Source organism: Propionivibrio dicarboxylicus (assembly GCF_900099695.1).
GTDB classification, from domain to species: Bacteria; Pseudomonadota; Gammaproteobacteria; order Burkholderiales; family Rhodocyclaceae; genus Propionivibrio; species Propionivibrio dicarboxylicus.
This window is the reverse complement of record NZ_FNCY01000027.1, coordinates 30,095-47,083: the sequence shown is the minus strand read 5'-3', so window position 1 is coordinate 47,083 and position 16,989 is coordinate 30,095. Positions and strand designations below refer to the sequence as shown.

The 16,989-nt window shown below is 63.1% G+C and carries 16 protein-coding genes and 1 riboswitch; of the genes, 10 read left to right on the top strand and 6 right to left on the bottom strand.

The window, feature by feature from the left end; genetic code table 11:
- The 7 genes from BLR25_RS19935 to BLR25_RS19905 form a co-directional block, all read left to right on the top strand.
- On the top strand, positions 1-458 hold a 458-nt coding region (locus BLR25_RS19935), incomplete at its 5' end, for a TRAP transporter large permease subunit (RefSeq protein ID WP_143009940.1).
- Between the two features lie 145 nt (positions 459-603).
- Positions 604-1,599 (top strand): TRAP transporter substrate-binding protein, encoded by a 996-nt coding sequence (locus BLR25_RS19930; protein WP_091940420.1) that lies wholly within the window; start codon positions 604-606, stop codon positions 1,597-1,599.
- Positions 1,600-1,780: 181 nt separating this feature from the next.
- Positions 1,781-2,521, top strand: coding sequence for a FadR/GntR family transcriptional regulator (locus BLR25_RS19925; RefSeq protein WP_091940418.1), 741 nt, complete (start codon positions 1,781-1,783; stop codon positions 2,519-2,521).
- A 212-nt stretch (positions 2,522-2,733) separates the two neighbouring features.
- Entirely contained in the window at positions 2,734-3,570 is an 837-nt protein-coding gene (locus tag BLR25_RS19920; RefSeq protein WP_218122828.1) for a transketolase, read from the top strand.
- 2 nt (positions 3,571-3,572) lie between these two features.
- Positions 3,573-4,511, top strand: a complete 939-nt coding sequence (locus BLR25_RS19915) for a transketolase family protein (RefSeq protein WP_091940416.1) — start codon at positions 3,573-3,575, stop codon at positions 4,509-4,511.
- Between the two features lie 12 nt (positions 4,512-4,523).
- Positions 4,524-5,405, top strand: coding sequence for a 2-hydroxy-3-oxopropionate reductase (gene garR / locus BLR25_RS19910; protein WP_091940414.1), 882 nt, complete (start codon positions 4,524-4,526; stop codon positions 5,403-5,405).
- A gap of 13 nt (positions 5,406-5,418) precedes the next feature.
- On the top strand, positions 5,419-6,162 hold the full coding sequence (locus BLR25_RS19905; protein ID WP_091940412.1) for an SDR family NAD(P)-dependent oxidoreductase: 744 nt from the start codon (positions 5,419-5,421) through the stop codon (positions 6,160-6,162).
- Positions 6,163-6,218: 56 nt separating this feature from the next.
- Here the strand turns inward: BLR25_RS19905 and prpF are convergent, their stop codons facing one another.
- The gene (prpF, locus tag BLR25_RS19900) at positions 6,219-7,382 is read right to left on the bottom strand and encodes a 2-methylaconitate cis-trans isomerase PrpF (protein ID WP_091940410.1); all 1,164 of its coding nucleotides are present in this window, start codon (positions 7,380-7,382) and stop codon (positions 6,219-6,221) included.
- Positions 7,383-7,398: 16 nt separating this feature from the next.
- On the bottom strand, positions 7,399-10,017 hold the full coding sequence (gene acnA, locus BLR25_RS19895) for an aconitate hydratase AcnA (RefSeq protein ID WP_091940408.1): 2,619 nt from the start codon (positions 10,015-10,017) through the stop codon (positions 7,399-7,401).
- Between the two features lie 128 nt (positions 10,018-10,145).
- On the opposite strand from acnA, the gene BLR25_RS19890 reads away from it, so the two are divergent.
- From BLR25_RS19890 to BLR25_RS19880, 3 genes are all read left to right on the top strand, one after another.
- On the top strand, positions 10,146-11,087 hold the full coding sequence (locus BLR25_RS19890; protein ID WP_091940406.1) for a GntR family transcriptional regulator: 942 nt from the start codon (positions 10,146-10,148) through the stop codon (positions 11,085-11,087).
- 27 nt (positions 11,088-11,114) lie between these two features.
- On the top strand, positions 11,115-12,017 hold the full coding sequence (gene prpB, locus BLR25_RS19885) for a methylisocitrate lyase (RefSeq protein ID WP_091940404.1): 903 nt from the start codon (positions 11,115-11,117) through the stop codon (positions 12,015-12,017).
- A gap of 125 nt (positions 12,018-12,142) precedes the next feature.
- Positions 12,143-13,333 (top strand): amino acid aminotransferase, encoded by a 1,191-nt coding sequence (locus tag BLR25_RS19880; RefSeq protein WP_091940402.1) that lies wholly within the window; start codon positions 12,143-12,145, stop codon positions 13,331-13,333.
- 453 nt (positions 13,334-13,786) lie between these two features.
- Here the strand turns inward: BLR25_RS19880 and BLR25_RS19875 are convergent, their stop codons facing one another.
- The 4 genes from BLR25_RS19875 to BLR25_RS19860 all read right to left on the bottom strand — a co-directional run bounded on the left by BLR25_RS19875 (position 13,787) and on the right by BLR25_RS19860 (position 16,865).
- On the bottom strand, positions 13,787-14,551 hold the full coding sequence (locus tag BLR25_RS19875; RefSeq protein WP_143009939.1) for a hypothetical protein: 765 nt from the start codon (positions 14,549-14,551) through the stop codon (positions 13,787-13,789).
- 167 nt (positions 14,552-14,718) lie between these two features.
- Positions 14,719-15,057 carry an energy-coupling factor ABC transporter substrate-binding protein gene (locus tag BLR25_RS19870; protein WP_091940398.1) on the bottom strand — a complete coding sequence of 113 codons (339 nt, stop codon included), beginning with the start codon at positions 15,055-15,057 and terminating at the stop codon, positions 14,719-14,721.
- The gene (locus BLR25_RS19865) at positions 15,054-15,731 is read right to left on the bottom strand and encodes an energy-coupling factor ABC transporter permease (protein ID WP_091940396.1); all 678 of its coding nucleotides are present in this window, start codon (positions 15,729-15,731) and stop codon (positions 15,054-15,056) included. Before BLR25_RS19865 ends, BLR25_RS19870 begins: the two co-directional genes overlap by 4 nt.
- 141 nt (positions 15,732-15,872) lie before the next feature.
- Positions 15,873-16,095: riboswitch (cobalamin riboswitch) on the bottom strand.
- A 77-nt stretch (positions 16,096-16,172) separates the two neighbouring features.
- On the bottom strand, positions 16,173-16,865 hold the full coding sequence (locus BLR25_RS19860) for a TFIIB-type zinc ribbon-containing protein (RefSeq protein ID WP_143009938.1): 693 nt from the start codon (positions 16,863-16,865) through the stop codon (positions 16,173-16,175).
- Positions 16,866-16,989 lie beyond the last annotated feature (124 nt).

The window sequence follows — 16,989 nt, the reverse complement described above, 5'->3', positions numbered from 1 at the left end:
CGGCGAGTTCGATCATGCTGATCGTGGCGGCGTCGATGGTGTCGGCGTGGCTGATCACGATCGCGGACATTCCGGCGCAAGTGACGGAGATGATGGCGCCGTTCATGGACAACCGTCTGCTGCTGATGATCATTCTGATGATTCTGGTCTTTGCGGTGGGGACGGCGCTGGACCTGGCGCCGACGGTGCTGATTCTGACGCCGGTGCTGATGCCGTTGGTGAAGGCGGCGGGGATCGACCCGTACTACTTCGGGATCATGTTCATGATGAACAACGCGATCGGGCTGATCACGCCGCCGGTGGGAACGGTGCTGAACGTGGTCTCGAGCGTTGCGCGGGTGAATCTGGATACGGTGATCAAGGGGATGTTCCCGTTCCTGGTAGCGGAGACGCTGGTGATGTTCCTGCTGGTGGCGTTCCCACAACTGGTGACGGTACCGGCACGGTGGTTCTACTAAAAGAAGCCTCAGCGCAATGTCATTGCGCCCAACAAGGCCGTTGTCATGCAGCAGTTTTCAGTAGTTCAAGTACCTCGCAGTAAAAGACGCACAGCCAAATAGAAGTTGTCGCACACCAATCATTACACGTTACAGGAGGAGCCCCATGAAGCTTAAAAATGCCTTACTCGCATCGCTTGCCGCGGTCGGTCTGCTCGTCACGACGATCGGCAGCGCCCAAGCCCAGATGGTCTTGCGTTTCGCCTCGGAAGCCGCTCGCAGCGACCCGCAAACCGCCGGCGGCGAAAAGATGAACGAACTGCTCAAGGCCAAGACCGGCGGCGCGATGGAAGTCAAAGTCTTTTCCGACAGCGCACTCGGCCACGCCCAGGCCGCCATTTCCAGCGCCCGCGGCGGATCCATTGACATCGTCATTTCCGGTTCTTCCAATTACACCGGAATCGTCCCGTTGCTCGGCGTCTTCGATATCCCGTTCATCTTCAAGGACACGGCACACGCCTACCGAACGCTCGACGGCAAGGTCGGCCAGGACATCATGGACAAGCTCGCCGAGTTCAATCTCAAGGGCCTCGCCTATTGGGATACCGGCTGGCGTGAGCTGACCAATTCGCGCGGCCCGGTCAATTCGCCGGCCGACGTCAAGGGTCTCAAGGTCCGCACCAACGGCAGCCCGGCGCACAATGAAACCTGGAAGCTGCTCGGCGCCAACCCCGTTCCGATGCCCATCGGCGAACTCTACACGGCGCTGGAGATGAAGACCGTCGACGCGCAGGAACAGTCGCTCGGCCTGCTCTACTCGGGCAAGTTCTACGAAGTGCAGAAGTATCTGTCGCTGACCAATCACGCCTACAGCGCATTGCTGGTGGCGATGAACAAGCAGAAGTTCGAGTCGCTCACCCCGGCGCAACAGAAAGCGGTCATCGAAGCGGCGCAGGAAGCCGGAAACTATCAGCGCAAGCTGAATAACGACAACGTCGCCAAGATCATCGCCGAGGTCAAGAAGGCCGGTCTGCAGGTCATCGAGAAGGTCGATCCGCAGCCCTTCTTCGAGGCTTCGAAGCCGGTACGCCAGATGTTCACGTCGAAGTACGGCGGTGAGGAATACATCAAGGCGATCGACGCGATTCGCGACGCGAAGTAAGCATCCGGGCGATGCAAACACGCGCCTGGCGCCTCCTCGTGCCAGGTGCGTGTTTTCCCAGCGGCCGCCGAACGGACCGTCCTGCCGGCGACGATCGTCCCAATCGTATAAAATACGGCCTCCAGCGCCACGCTTCCACTTTCACCGTGACGTCCGCCGAATTAACGAACAGGTCTGTATCGTGCCAAAACTGAAGAAGATCAAGACCGAGTCGCTCCGCTCGCAGGTCTACATGCAGTTGAAATCGCAACTGATGGCCGGCGTCTGGAAAGCAGGGGAAAAACTCCCGTCGGAGAGCGATCTCTGCGAAACCTTCGGCGTCAGTCGCGTCACGGTCCGGGCTGCCATCCAGCAACTCGAGATCCTTGGCCTCGTCGAAACGCAGCACGGCGGCGGCAACTTCGTCCGCGACTTCTCGACGATCAACGCCATGGACACCCTGCACCCGCTGATCCAGATCAGCGAAAACCAGGATATCATCACCGTCCTCGAATATCGGAAGATCATCGAAAAGGGCACCATCGGCCTCGTCGTTTCCAAGATCACGGATCACGACCTCGCGTGTCTCGAAGATACCTACACCCGCATGATCGAACTCTCGACGACACAGGACTGCGTCCAGCAAGCGGCGGCCGATCACCAGTTCCATTACCGCCTCGCACAAATCTCGCAGAATCCGCTGATCGTCAAAGTCTACGAACTCATCAACGTGATTCTCTCGTCGGCCATGGTCGACATCGTCGGCCTGCTCGGCACCGAAATGGGCCTGCGCTATCACCGTCAACTGATCGATGCGCTCAAGACCGGCGACAAGGCACTGTGCGAGAAACTGATGGAAGACCACATCGAAGAGACGATTCAGGGCATTCTCCACAAGACCAAACGACCGCTGGAAAAAACGCTCGGTACCGCCCGCCCCTGATTCCGGGCCGCGCAGTCACCCAGGTTTTGCCACCGTTCTCGCAAAAAAGTCCCGATCCCACACACCGGTGATTCGCTTGACAGCCCGAACCCTTTATGCCCTAATAACATGTATCACAAGTTACAAGTAAGGCGCGCCGGCCGAATCCAGGCAGAAGAAGCAAGCGCCGGCGCCCTCCAATGCATTCACTCATGACAACCAAGGAGAAGCCCGTGGCAGACGAAACCACAGTCAAGGAGCTAAAGCGCAAGGCGCAGCAACTCCGCTACAACGTGCTGGATATGATCGGTGTCGGCGTTGCCGGGCACTGGGGCGGATCGAGCTCGCTGGCCGAGGCGATGGCCGTCCTCTATTTCCATTCAATGAAGCTCGACCCGACCAATCCGCGCCATCCCGACCGCGACCGCCTGTTGCTGTCGAAGGGCCACGCGGCGTTGATCCAGTACGCCGCGCTCTGCGAAGTCGGTTACGTCCCGCGCGAAGAACTCAAGCGCGTCAAGGAACTCAACGGGCTGCTGCAAGGGCACCCCGACCTCAGCATCCCCGGCATCGAAGCGGTCACCGGCTCGCTCGGTCAGGGCCTGTCGATCGGTGTCGGCATGGCGCTCGCCTTCCGCCTCGACCGCAAGGCCAACCGCGTCTACGTCATCATGGGCGACGGCGAGCAGTCCGAGGGACAGCTCTGGGAAGCCGCGATGGCCGCCGCCAACTTCAAGGTCGACAACCTGACGGCCTTCCTCGACTGGAACAAGATCCAGGCCACCGGGCGCACCGAGGACATCTTCAACATTCCCGATCTCGACCAGAAATGGCGGGCCTTCGGCTGGGAAGTCATCGTCACCGACGGCCACGACATCGGCAAGATCATCGCCGCCATCGATCAGGCGCAAACGGTCAAGGGCAAGCCGACGTTGATCATCCTCGACACCATCAAGGGCAAGGGCGTCTCGTTTGCCGAGAATGTCGCGACCTATCACAACGGAATTTTCGATGCGGCCAAGTTCGACGCGGCGAAGCAGGAACTTGCGGCCCAACTGGAGAACATCTGACCATGGAAAAGAAAAGCCTGCGCATCGCCTACGGTGAGGCTCTCGTCGAAGAGGGCCGGCAGAATCCCGACATTGTCGTGCTCGAAGCCGACCTCGGAAAATCGACGATGTCCTGCCTGTTCAAGGACGCCTTCCCCGAGCGCTATTTCGAGATGGGCATCGCCGAGCAGAACATGGCCTCGACCGCGGCCGGCCTCGCGCTTGCCGGCAAGATCCCGTTCTACAGCACCTTCGCCGTCTTCGCCTTCGGCCGTGCCTACGACCAGATCCGCTGCGGCATCGCCATTCCTCAGGCGAATGTACGCATCTGCGGTTCGAGCTGCGGCCTCTCCGACTTCGGCGACGGCAAGACGCACCAGTCGATCGAAGATGCCAATGTAATGAGCACGATCCCGAACCTGACAGTCTTGAATCCCTGCGACGCGGTCGAGACGCGCAAGATGGTCAAGGCGATGCTGACGCATCAGGGACCGGTCTACATCCGCATCAACCGCAACGACCTGCCGGTGTTCACCGCCGACGACGGTATCCCCTATGAAATCGGCAAGATGCAGCGCATTGTCGAAGGCAGTGACGTCGTCATCTTCGCCACCGGAGCGATGGTGTGGAAATCGGTCGAGGCTGCTGAACTGCTGAAGGCGGAAGGCATCTCGGTCGAAGTCATCAACGTCAGCACGCTCAAGCCGCTGTGCAAGAAAGAGATCCTCAAGTATGTCGCCGGCAAGAAAGCGATCGTCGTCGCCGAAGAGGCGACCAAGATCGGTGGTCTCGGCAGCACCATCGCTGCCAAGATCTTCGGCGAAGTGAATCTGCCTTTCGCCCACGTCGGCATCGACGACGTCTTCGGCACCTCGGCCCACAGCTACGGCGAATTGCTCGAACACTTCGGCCTCACTGAAAAACATATCGCGCAAGCCGCGCGCAACGCACTCGGACGTTAAGGGGAACAGCATATGAAAATCGGATTTATCGGCCTGGGCATCATGGGACGCCCAATGGCGAAGAACCTGATCAAGGCCGGCTACACGCTCACCGTCTATGACAAATTCGCCCCCACCGACGACCTCGTCGCGCTCGGCGCCACCGCTGCACCGTCGAACAAGGCGGTCGCCGCGCAGAGCGACGTGATTGTCACGATGCTGCCGAACTCGCCGCACGTCAAAGACGCCGTTATGGGCGCCGACGGCGTGCTCGACGGCGCCAAGCCCGGCACGATCCTCGTCGACATGAGCTCGATCGCCCCGGCCGCCTCGCAGGAAATCTGTGCGGCCTGCCAGGCCAAGGGGGTCGTAATGATCGACGCACCGGTCTCCGGCGGCGAACCGAAGGCGATCGACGGCACGCTGGCGATCATGGTCGGCGGCGACGCGGCAGCGTTCGAAACGGTCAAGCCTCTGCTCGACAAGATGGGCGCGTCGGTCGTGCGCGTCGGCGACATCGGCGCCGGCAATGTCACCAAGCTCGCCAACCAGATCGTCGTCGCCCTCAACATCGCCGCCGTCTCCGAAGCCTTCGTGCTGGCGACCAAGGCCGGCGTCAATCCGGAAGCCGTCTTCAATGCCATCAAGGGTGGCCTCGCCGGTTCGACGGTCATGAATGCCAAGGTGCCGATGATGCTCGACGGCAACTTCAAGCCCGGCTTCCGCATCGAATTGCACATCAAGGATCTGCAGAACGCCCTCGACACGGCGCACGCGCTCAACGTCGCGACGCCACTGACGGCCAACGTCATGGAGACGCTGCAGGCCCTCAAGTGCGACGACATGGGCGCCTGCGACCACAGCGCCATCGTCCGCTTCTACGAGAAGCTGGCGAAGGTCGAGGTCCGCAAATAAGGGATCGCACACCATGAGACTCCAGCACAAGACCGCGCTGATCACCGGTGGCGCCCAGGGATTGGGCGCTGCCATCGCCCGGCGCTTTGCCGAAGAAGGCGCGCGTGTCGTCATCTGCGACCTCAACGCCGAGATTGGCGAAGCGACGGCGGCGACGCTCGGCGGCGGAGCGTTTTTCCAGCGCCTCGACGTCGCTTGCGAAGCCGACTGGAAGGCAGCGATGGCGGCGGTGGCCGAACGTTTCGGTCGACTCGACATCCTCGTCAACAACGCCGGCATCAACATCCGCGAACCGATCGAAGAGATGGCCGAAGGCAATTTCGACAAGATGCTGGCGATCAACGTCAAGGGGCCGTTCCTCGGCATCAAGCATGCGATTCCGCTGATGCGAAAAGGCGGCGGCGGATCGATCATCAACATGTCGTCGATCTGCGGGCTGGTCGGTCACAAGTACACGACCGAGGCCTACACGGTGACCAAGGGCGCCGTCACGCTGCTGACCAAGACGGTTGGCGTGCGCTATGCCAAGGACAATATCCGCTGCAACTCGATCCATCCGAGCACCGTCGATACGCCGCTCGTCCAGATCCTGTTCCAGGACCCGAGCAAGAAAGAGGAGCGTCTCGGTGAAGTCCCGCTCGGCCGCCTGGCCACCGAGCGCGACGTCGCCAACGCCGCGCTCTATCTCGCTTCGGACGAAGCGGCCTTCCTCAACGGCGTCGCCCTGCCGGTCGATGGCGGTTTGACCGCGTATTAAGCACTGGCTGACCGCGTCGGTCGACACAACGGGCGGCGATAGCCGCCCGTTTTCCATTACCGATCCGGATTCGGGACCCGGACCCAGCCTTCCATCAGGCGACGCGCCGAGCGGCTCATCATCGCCTTGGTAACCACCCAGGCGCCGCCCTCCTCGCGCGCCTCGGCGCCCACCGACAGCGTGCCCGACGGATGCCCGAAGCGCACGCGCCCATCGGCCGAACGCCGCGCCAACCGGTTCGGAATCGTTCCCGCCACGGCCACTGCCGAAGCAATCGCGACCGCGCCGGTGCCGGTCATCGCGTGATGCAATGGTCCCATCGAGAACACCCGCGCCAGAAGATCGATATCTTCCGCCCGGACACGCCGCCCGTCCGACGCGGTGTAGGTCTGAGGCGGCGCAACGAACGAGAGCTTCGGCGTATGCGCCGTTTTCCCGGCCTCCTCCGGCGTCGCTGCAAGCCCCATGGCGACGGCGCCGGCGCGGCGGATCGTCTCGATGCGCGCCAGCACCTCCGGATGCGGATTGATGTCGGGCTGCAATTCCGTGCCCTTGAAACCGATACTCTCGGCAGCAACGAAGATCGTCGGCAGCCCGGCATTGATCAGCGTCGCCTCGATGCGGCCGATCCCCGGCACGTCGAGCCAATCGCAGACCCGTCCGGTCGGCAGCATCGCGCCGCCGGCACCCTCGCCTTCATCAGCGCCGGGATCGAGGAACGCCAGCTTGATTTCGGCCGCCGGGAAGGTGACGCCATCGAGCTCGAAGTCGCCCTCTTCCTGAACCTCGCCACCGCGCATCGGCACCTGCGCGATGATCTTCTTGCCGATATTCGCCTGCCAGATGCGCACCGTCGCCCAGCCGTCGGCCGGCGCGGCAACCAGGCCCATGCTGATGGCGTAGGGACCGACGGCGGCGGTGAGATTGCCGCAATTGCCGCTCCAGTCGACGGCATCCTTATCGACGGCCAGTCCGCCGTAGAGATAGTCGACATCGCAATCGGGCCGTTGCGATTTTCCGATCAGCACCACCTTGCTCGTGCTCGATGTCGCACCGCCCATGCCGTCGATGTGCTTGCCATACGGGTCGGGACTGCCGATCACGCGCAGCAGGATGCGGTCGCGTTTCCCCGGATCGGCAGGCAGATCGCTGGCGAGAAAGAAAACCCCTTTACTGGTACCGCCGCGCATATAGACGGCGGGAATGCGAAGTTGCGTCATGAAAGTCTCCCTTGGCTCAGGACCGGCCGAGCAATTCGTTGGCGATGCACGGCAACAAACCGCCGGCGGCGAACAGGCGGCACTCGTCGTCGGTGTCGATGCGCGAACGCACCGTCATCTCGATGACGCTGCCATCACGCCGCGTAATCGCCAGCGTCAGCAGCGCGCCCGGTGCAGGCGCACCGTCAAAGCCGCGCAGCGCATAGGTTTCGGAGCCGTCGAGCGCCAGCGTCTTGCGCGTCGCCCCGTCGGTGAATTCGAGTGGTAGGACGCCCATGCCGACGAGATTGGTGCGGTGGATACGCTCGAAGCTCTCGGCGACGACCGCGCGTACGCCGATCAGCCGCACCCCCTTGGCCGCCCAGTCGCGCGACGAACCGCAGCCGTAGTTGCGCCCGGCGATGACAATCAGTTCCTGCTCGCGCTCGATGTACTGCTGCGCCGCATCGAAGATCGGCATGATCGTGCCTTCCGGTTCGACGCGCGTCACCGGCCCCTCGATTCCCGGACACATCTCATTGCGCAGGCGATTGTTGGCGAAGGTCGCGCGGACTGCGACGATGTGGTCGCCGCGTCGCGTCGTATAGGTGTTGAACTCTTCCTTGGTCGTGCCCTGCGCCAGCAGGTACTGGCCGGCAGCGCTCTCCGGCAGGATCGTTCCCGAGGGCGACAGGTCGTCGGTCGTAACGTTGTCGCCAAGAATGACGATCGGCCGCATCGAGGTCGCACGCGGCAACTGTGTCAGCACCGTTTTCCAGTAGGGCGGACGACGGATATAGGTCGACTCCTCGCGCCAGGCAAACTGCGGCGACACCGGCGCATCGGCCGAAGTGTCGGCACCGCAGACTGCCGCATAGGCCGAACGGAAATGCTCGCCCGAAACATGCGCAGCCATGATCGCTTCGACCTCGGCATCTTCCGGCCACAGCTCGGAGAGCAGCACCGGCAGGCCCTTAGCATCGACGCCAAGCGCCTCGTGCTCGACATCGACGCGGATGCTACCGGCCAGCGCGTAGGCCACCACCAGCGCCGGCGAGGCGATAAAGGCCTCGCTGACGCGCGGATGGATGCGTCCGTTGAAGTTGCGGTTGCCGGACAGCACCGCCGCCGTCGGCAGGGCGCGCTTGAGGATTTCCGCTTCGATCGCCGGCGCCAGCGGGCCGGACATGCCGTTGCACGAGGTACAGGCGAAACCGACGATGCCAAAACCGAGTTGCCGCAGCGGTTCGAGCAGACCGGCCGCGCCGAGGTAGCCGGCGACCGCGCGCGAACCCGGTGCGAACGAGGTCTTGACCCAGGATTTCGGCGACAGACCGCGAGCGGCAGCGTTGCGCGCCAGCAATGCAGCCGTCACCAGATTGCGCGGATTCGAGGTGTTGGTGCAACTCGTGATCGCGGCGATCACCACGGCGCCTTCCGGCAAGGGTCCGCCATCGGCAATCGCGTCGCGCTCGGCGGCCGGCCGGGCGATGCCGGCCGAGGCCAGCGATGCCAACGGAATGCGCTGGTGCGGATTCGCCGGCCCGGCAATCGCCCGACCGACCGTGGCGAGATCGAAACGCAGCGTGCGCTTGTATTCAGCCTGCGTCAGCGCGTCCGCCCACAGGCCCTGCGCACGGGCGTAGGCTTCGGTTCGCTCGATGACCTCGTCGCTACGGCCGGTGAGGCGCAGATAGTCGATCGTCTGCGCGTCAATGGCGAACAGCGAAGCCGTCGCACCGAATTCCGGCGACATATTGGCGATGGTGGCGCGATCGGGCACCGAGAGGCTGGCGACGCCAGGACCGTAAAATTCGAGAATCGCACCGACGACGCCCTGCGCGCGCAGGAACTCGGTCAGCGCCAGCACCAGATCGGTCGCCTGGATGCCCGGCTGCCGCTGCCCGGACAGTTCGACGCCGACGATCGCCGGCACGCGCATCCAGATCGGGCGTCCCAGCATCACCGACTCCGCCTCGATGCCACCGACGCCCCAGCCGAGTACGCCAAGAGCATTGACCATCGGCGTATGGCTGTCGGTGCCGACCAGCGTATCCGGGAAAAGCACGCCGTCTTCGCACTGCACGACCGGAGAGAAATATTCGAGGTTGATCTGGTGCAGGATACCGTTGCCCTGCATGACGACATTGACGTTGTCGAAGGCTTTCTGCGCCCAGGCCATGAATTCGAAGCGCTCGGCATTACGCCGCGCCTCGACCGCCATGTTTTTCTCCAATGCGTCGGGCTCGGCCCCCGAAAACTCGACGTTCAGCGAGTGATCGATCACCAGTTGCGCCGGCACCACCGGGTTAACGCGGCGCGGATCGCCCCCCGCTTCGGCGACGGCATCGCGCAAGCCGGCCATATCGACGAGCGCCGTTCCCCCGAGAATATCCTGCAGCACGACCCGTGCCGGATAGAAGGGGAAATCGGCGTCGTCACGCTGCCCGACGATCTGTGCCAGCGCGGCCGCCCGCGCTTCCGGCGCGCAACGGCGCAACACGTTCTCGGCAAAGATCCGGCACGTCAGCGGCAAACGGGCGAAAGCCCCCGGATACAAGGACTCGATCTGCGCCCGCAGCGCCACCGAGCGGACGCCGTTTTGAGAAAGCTCTCCAGACCGGCTGACCGGTCCCTCACACCATTGGGTTTCCATTTTCACACTCCGTTATCACGAACTCGTGTGCATTTTATTGCAATAAAACGCAATGTCAACGACAATACTGACAGTGGCCACCCCGCCCAGAACTTGCTTCACCGATTGCCTCCAGCGAGAATCACGCGATGCCGTCCACCACTCCACCCGCCTCCGCTCCCGCAGCCACAGATCTCACCGCCTTGCAGCGACGCATCGTGCGCGACATCGTCAGCCTGATGCGGCACGACAACCTCAAGGCCGGCGATCGCCTGGCCGAGTTGTCCATCGCCCGCCAGATCGGCACCTCGCGCACACCGGTCAACGTGGCGCTACAGCATCTCGCCGCGCTCGGCGTACTGACCCACGACCCCAACCGCGGCCATTTCCTCAGCCGGGACGCGAGCGAACTCGGGTCGCTGGCGCACGAATTCCTCGCCACGCCGGACGAACCGCTGTATCTCCGCATCGCCGAAGACCGCTTGACTGGCACGCTGCCCGATGCGGTCAACGAAATCGACCTGATGCGCCGATACGACGCCCCGCGCGGCACCGTCCGGCGCGTCCTGGCCCGCATCCAGCAGGAAGAGTGGATCGAGAAATCGGCGGGACATGGTTGGACTTTCCTGCCGATCATCGACTCCAACCAGGCCTACGAGGAAAGCTATGTTTTCCGCGCTGCGATCGAACCGACCGGCCTGCTCAGCCCGAGCTTCCATGCCGACCCGGAAGAACTGGAAAACCTGCGCCAGCACCAGCGCTTCATCGCCGAACAGGGCTACCGCAGCATCACGCCGATCGAACTGTTCGAAGCGAGCTGTCGTTTCCACGAAACCATCGCCAAGTGGTCGAACAACCGCTTCATCCTGCAGGGCGTGCGCCGCACTGACCAGTTGCGGCGACTCGTCGAATACCGTCACTTCACGCGCGACCGCGATTTCCGCCACGACCAGGCGCTTGAGCACATCGTCATCCTTGACGCGATTGCCGCCGGCGATCGCGTCAAGGCGGCAAACCTGTTGCGACGGCACCTCGAAGACGCCCTGCGCGACAAGGTCCTGACACGCAACGTGTTCACCGAAATGCCCTGACCCCTTCGCCCCGAAAGGAATTCGTCCATGTCCCATCGTTCGCCCGGCGCCGCACTGCGCCAAGCCGTCGCCGAAGAATCGCCGCTGCAGATCCCTGGCGCCATCAACGCCAATCACGCGCTGCTCGCCCAACGCGCCGGATTCCGCGCCCTCTACCTCTCCGGTGGCGGTGTCGCGGCCGGCTCGCTCGGTCTGCCCGATCTCGGCATCTCGACGCTCGACGACGTCGCCACCGACGTACGCCGCATCACCGACGTCTGCGACCTGCCGCTGCTCGTCGACGTCGATACCGGCTTCGGCCCTTCGGCCTTCAACGTCGCCCGCACGACGCGCACGATGATCAAGATGGGGGCCGCCGGCATGCACATCGAAGACCAGGTCGGCGCCAAACGCTGCGGCCACCGGCCCAACAAGGAAATCGTCAGCCAGGCGGAAATGGTCGATCGCATCAAGGCCGCCGCCGACGCCCGCGACGACGACCAATTCGTCATCATGGCGCGCACCGATGCGCTGGCCGTCGAAGGACTGGACGCCGCCATAGAACGCGCCGTCGCCTGCGTCGAAGCCGGCGCCGACATGATCTTCCCGGAAGCGATGACCGAGCTGTCGATGTACGCCCGCTTCGTCAAGGCCGTCGGCGTGCCGGTCCTCGCCAACATCACCGAATTCGGCGCGACGCCGCTGTTCACCGTCGACGAGTTGCGCTCGGTCGGCGTTGCCATCGCGCTCTATCCGCTCTCGGCCTTCCGCGCCGCCAACCAGGCCGCACTCACCGTCTATGACGCCCTGCGGCGCGACGGCACCCAGAAAGCGGTACTCGATACCATGCAGACGCGCGCAGCGCTCTACGACGCCATCGGCTACCACGCCTACGAACAGCGTCTGGACGCACTCTTCGCCCGCGACAAGCGCAAGACCGAGACGCGGTGAGCCCGTCTCGCGCCCGCCCCGCCTAGCGACCCGGCCCCGGTTTGCTTTAAACTGGCGTATTCCGTCGTACTGGCGCCGCCGACCATCGGCAGCGCCCGGCGACACACACGAGGCCAGAGACCACCATGTTCCAGCACATCCCCCCCTATGCCGGCGATCCGATCCTCAGCCTGATCGGCGCCTTCCTGTCCGACCCGCGCGAACGCAAGGCCAATCTCGGCGTCGGCATCTACTACGACGCCGAAGGCAAGATCCCCGTCCTGCCGACGGTACGCAAGGCCGAGGCCCTGCTTGCCGCCCAGGTCACGCCGAAGCCCTATCTGCCGATGGAAGGCATGGCGAGCTATCGCGAAGCGGTGCAGAAGCTGATCTTCGGCGCCGACCATCCGCTGCTGCAAGCCGGTCGCATCGCCACCATCCAGACGGTCGGCGGCTCGGGCGCACTCAAGGTCGGAGCCGATTTCCTCAAGCGCTTCTTCCCGAATTCGCAGGTCTGGGTCAGCGACCCGACCTGGGACAACCACCGCTCGATGTTCGACGGCGCCGGCTTCGTTGTGAACGACTATCCCTACTATGACGAAGCGACCGGCAACGTCAATTTCGACGGCATGCTGGCGACCCTCAAGGGCTTGCCCAAGCAAAGCGTGGTGCTCCTGCATCCCTGCTGCCACAACCCGACCGGTGTCGATCTCTCGCCGGCGCAATGGACGCAGATCATCGACGTGCTCAAGGCGGGCGAACTGATCCCCTTCCTCGACCTCGCCTATCAGGGCTTCGGCGACGGCTTCGAGGAAGACGTCTTCGCCGTGCGCGCACTGGCCGACGCCGATATCAGCTTCGTGGTCGCCAATTCCTTCGCCAAGAATTTCTCGATCTACGCCGAGCGTTGCGGCGGCCTGTCGATCATCTGCCCGGATGCCAAGCAAGCCGAGCATGTGCTCGGCCAGCTCAAGTTCACCGTGCGCCGCAACTACTCGAGCCCGCCGATGCACGGCGCCTCGGTCGTCTCCACCGTGCTCAACGACCCGGCGCTGAAAGCCGAATGGATGCTGGAAGTGGCCGACATGCGCACCCGCATCAAGACGATGCGGCGCAAACTCCATGACGTCCTCTGCGCCGCAGCCCCGTCGCGCGACTTCAGCTACCTGATCACGCAGCGCGGCATGTTCAGTTACTCAGGGCTATCGCCGGAACAAGTCGATCGTCTGCGCGACGAATTCGGCGTCTACCTCGTGCGCTCGGGACGCATGTGCATCGCCGGACTGAACGAAGGCAACATCGATTACGTCGCCCAGGCGATGGCGGCAGTTCTGTAGGCAAGTTATCCCCAGAAAAGACGGACACGCGGCGGCCCCGCCGCCCTGTCCGCCTGACGCAATCGCCGTGGATAACGTCGTTCGGGTACACGCCCGGCGTTGCCCGGAAGGCGCGGCACAAGCCACTCGGCCGCCGCCCGCTGACGCCCCCACTCCGAAGCGACGCGCCCATCATGACACGCGGCTGGACAGCCGCTGCAGGCCTTGATACCGCTGGATTACAGCGTTTGTGCCGCCAACCCCGGCATACGCCGTTTTCATGCCGTATGCGGCTGTACTGGGCGCGACAACGCCAAGCGTTGCGCACCCGAATCGCTCCCGATTGGTCTGACGGGTTGTCCACAATAACTGTGGACAACCCTGTGGACACAAATCGTTACAAAGCCAATGCGAGAGTCATCGGCCCCCCTGCTCAAAAAACAGGCACTGCCGAATTTTCACCCGGCCAGACGCTCAGAAAAACCAGCTGAGACCGGCTGTAAACCGATGCGCATCGGCGTGCTGGAAAGTTCCGCCGACGGCAAAGTCCGCCATGACGCCTTTGCCGACGACGCGGCCGACGCCGAGCAACCAGCGCCGCAGATTTTCGTTCTCGGCGGTTCTGGCGTAACGCAATTCGCCGCCGAGCGCCCATTTCCCGTCGTTCCCGAGACCAGTACGGAACAGATTAACTGCCGACTCCTGCCCGGCGCGAAAATCTTCCGGACGCTTCCGCTCCCACAACTGCCCGATGCCGACCGTCCCGAACGCGGTATCGATGGCGGCAGAAATACCGTTGGAAAGACGCGAATTCTGCCCGCTGGTCGGACGGTCGACGCCGGTCATAACGAGAACATTGATGCCGTTCCACTCGGGAAAGGAATAACGCAGTTTCATCTCGCGATTGGCCGACGAACTCGTGGAATTGTCATCGAAGACACTGCGCGCGCCGCCGTCGAAAGCGATCACCGTGCTGAAGCCGTAGCCCAGGCCGAGAGTAGCTTCGAGTGGCATGGTTGTGCTGCGGCGGCTGCCGCGCTCCGGATGCGTTTCGTGGTCGACACCGCCGACCAGGTGGCCGCTGCCGAACTCGACGCGATCGGCCGGTTCCACCCAGAACGGACGGAAGTGGTAATCGGTTTCGTCCTCACCGGCGAAACAGGCGGCCGAGGAGACCAACGACGCCGACACTGCGGCCAACGCGGCCAATCGAAAAATCGAAGAAGATGCGAAAGTCATGATATGGAGATGCTCTCAAAGGGTTAAGGAAACAATCGATGATTCAAGAAAGGGGGCGTCGCCGTCACCCCGTCGGCTGTCATGTCGAGTGAAAGGGCTCCGAAAGTGACGGCGACATTGATTGTTGCGCCCGGAACGACCGCAGACGCGGCATTCCAGACCGCGTTTCAGGGCGTCGTATCGGATGGCGAACGCTCACGGCGCAAGCGCTCGCGCATCACCGCGCCACCGAGGAAATAGCCGATGAAGCCGGCACCGAGCGCCGCCTGCAGGGCGAACAACAGCGAGGCGATTTCATCGCTGGCCGGTTCCATCAGCGGCTCGAACCAGGGCTCATACTCCGGCGCGATCGTGCCGATCATGTCACGCGCCTTGTCGTCGGCACCGCCAAACAGTTTGACCGCTTCGGCGCCCGGCGCCGCTTCGGGACGTTCGACCACCCACAAGGGCACCACGGCCAAGGCCACCACGGCAAGCCACATGGCAAGATTTTTCGTTGAGCTCATGCCTGCACTCCCGCCCCGATATTTAGACCCAGACCGCGCAACTCCTGCGGATTGAAACGGGCCAACGCATTGAAGATCAGCACCGTCAGCAGGCCTTCGCTGATCGCCAGGGGAACCTGCGTCAAGGCGAAAATGCCGGCGAACTTGGCAAAAGAGCCGAGGAAACCGGTGATAGGGTCAGGGAATGCCCATGCCAACTGGACTGACGTCACCACATAGGTCGCCAGGTCGCCCAGCGTCGCCGCAAGGAAAACCGCGAGCCCCGACGACCCACGCAGCGCCGACACTGCGCGATACACCGCCCAGGCGACGAACGGCCCGACTACGGCCATCGAAAACACATTGGCGCCCAGGGTCGTAAGTCCGCCATGCGCGAGCAGCACGGCCTGAAACAAGAGAACGACTAAACCAAGCGGCGCCATCGCCGCCGGACCGAACAACAGGGCGCCGAGACCGGTCCCGGTCGGGTGCGAACAACTCCCGGTCACCGACGGCAACTTGAGCGCCGACAGCACGAACGCAAAGGCCGCGCCGACACCCAGCAACATGCGCCGCTCGGGCGCTTCGACGATCTGTTTCTTGATGGAAGCCACGCCCCAGGCAAGGAACGGCAACGAAGCCGCAGTCCAGCCGATAGCGTGTTCGACGGGCAGAAAGCCCTCCATGATATGCATGACTCACCTCTTTCGTTAAAAATCTCGCGAAAGGGGGATCCGGCCAGAAGATGAGCCACCGGAAGTCGCAGGAATGCCAGAAAACAGGCAGACATGACCGGCAGCGAATCGTCAGAACCTCACCCCTCACCCCGAGGATTGGCACCACATTCGTTCCAGGCCGGTCTTCTGGCTCGCCTTCATCCTCGTCCGACGCCTTCCCATGCGATCTTCTGCACAGTGGCTTCCTGCCGGATTCGTCAGGCCTACAGCAGCGGGGGGCTGCGCCGGAATGGCTATCGAGGCAATCGACAGCGGCACCGGCTTCCCGTTTCACCCCGATCCGCGGCTGCGGAGCAGGGGCACCTAAAACTGAAAGAAAGTTTAATGAGAAATATTCCCACTGACAATGTGGTTAACCACAATCGGACGGCAAAGGCGTGTCTCATCCGGTGAAGCACTTCAGCCGGGTCGCCGATGCCACAACCACGACGCGCCGACGCCAATTGCTACGGCCATCACCAGGACACCGAGATGATGGACGGCGACGCCCAAGCGATGCGCATGCGGCAACACCCCCAGATGCGAGAGCAGGTAGATCCAGTCGTGCGGTCCGTCCTCGCCGGTATGACCGCCGAGCAGGATCAACTGCGGCGCCAAGGCATCCCAGACGTAAGGCGCGAGATCGACGGCGCTCGCCCCCGCCCACCACAAGCAGACGGCTGCCCCATAGACATCGCGTTGGCGCCACAGGAAAGCGGCGCCGATACCCAAGGGCAGAAGAATCTGGAAGGCGCTCCCGCCGAGGATGCAGATGAACTCGCCAAACGGCATGCCGAACACATGCCCGGCCTCGTGGATCGGCAACAGGATCGCGTGCATGAAAGACGCATTGATCTCGGCCTGGCGATAATCCAGCGCCGCCAACTGCAAGCCCCACAGCACCAGGAAAACGAGAAGAAACGCACGCCCCCAGAAAATGCTCGGTTCAACACGAACCACCGCCTCGGGCATGGCCGGCTCGGGCGCGGGCACAGCGTCGGCGGGGCTCTCGAATTTGTGGAACCAGACCCCGCAACTCGGACATTCCGACGCCAGATCGCGCGGAGGATCGAAGCGCGCGCCGCACTTCGGGCAACGGTAGATTCGAGTCATCCGCGCAACCTTGCGTGAGACGCCCGGCTCCGCCACCCGAACGACGACCGAAGCATTTTCATAACCTCGCGAGCTCGCATCGCATCTCCGGAAATTCAAGCGACGTAACGATCAGTGGTAAAAT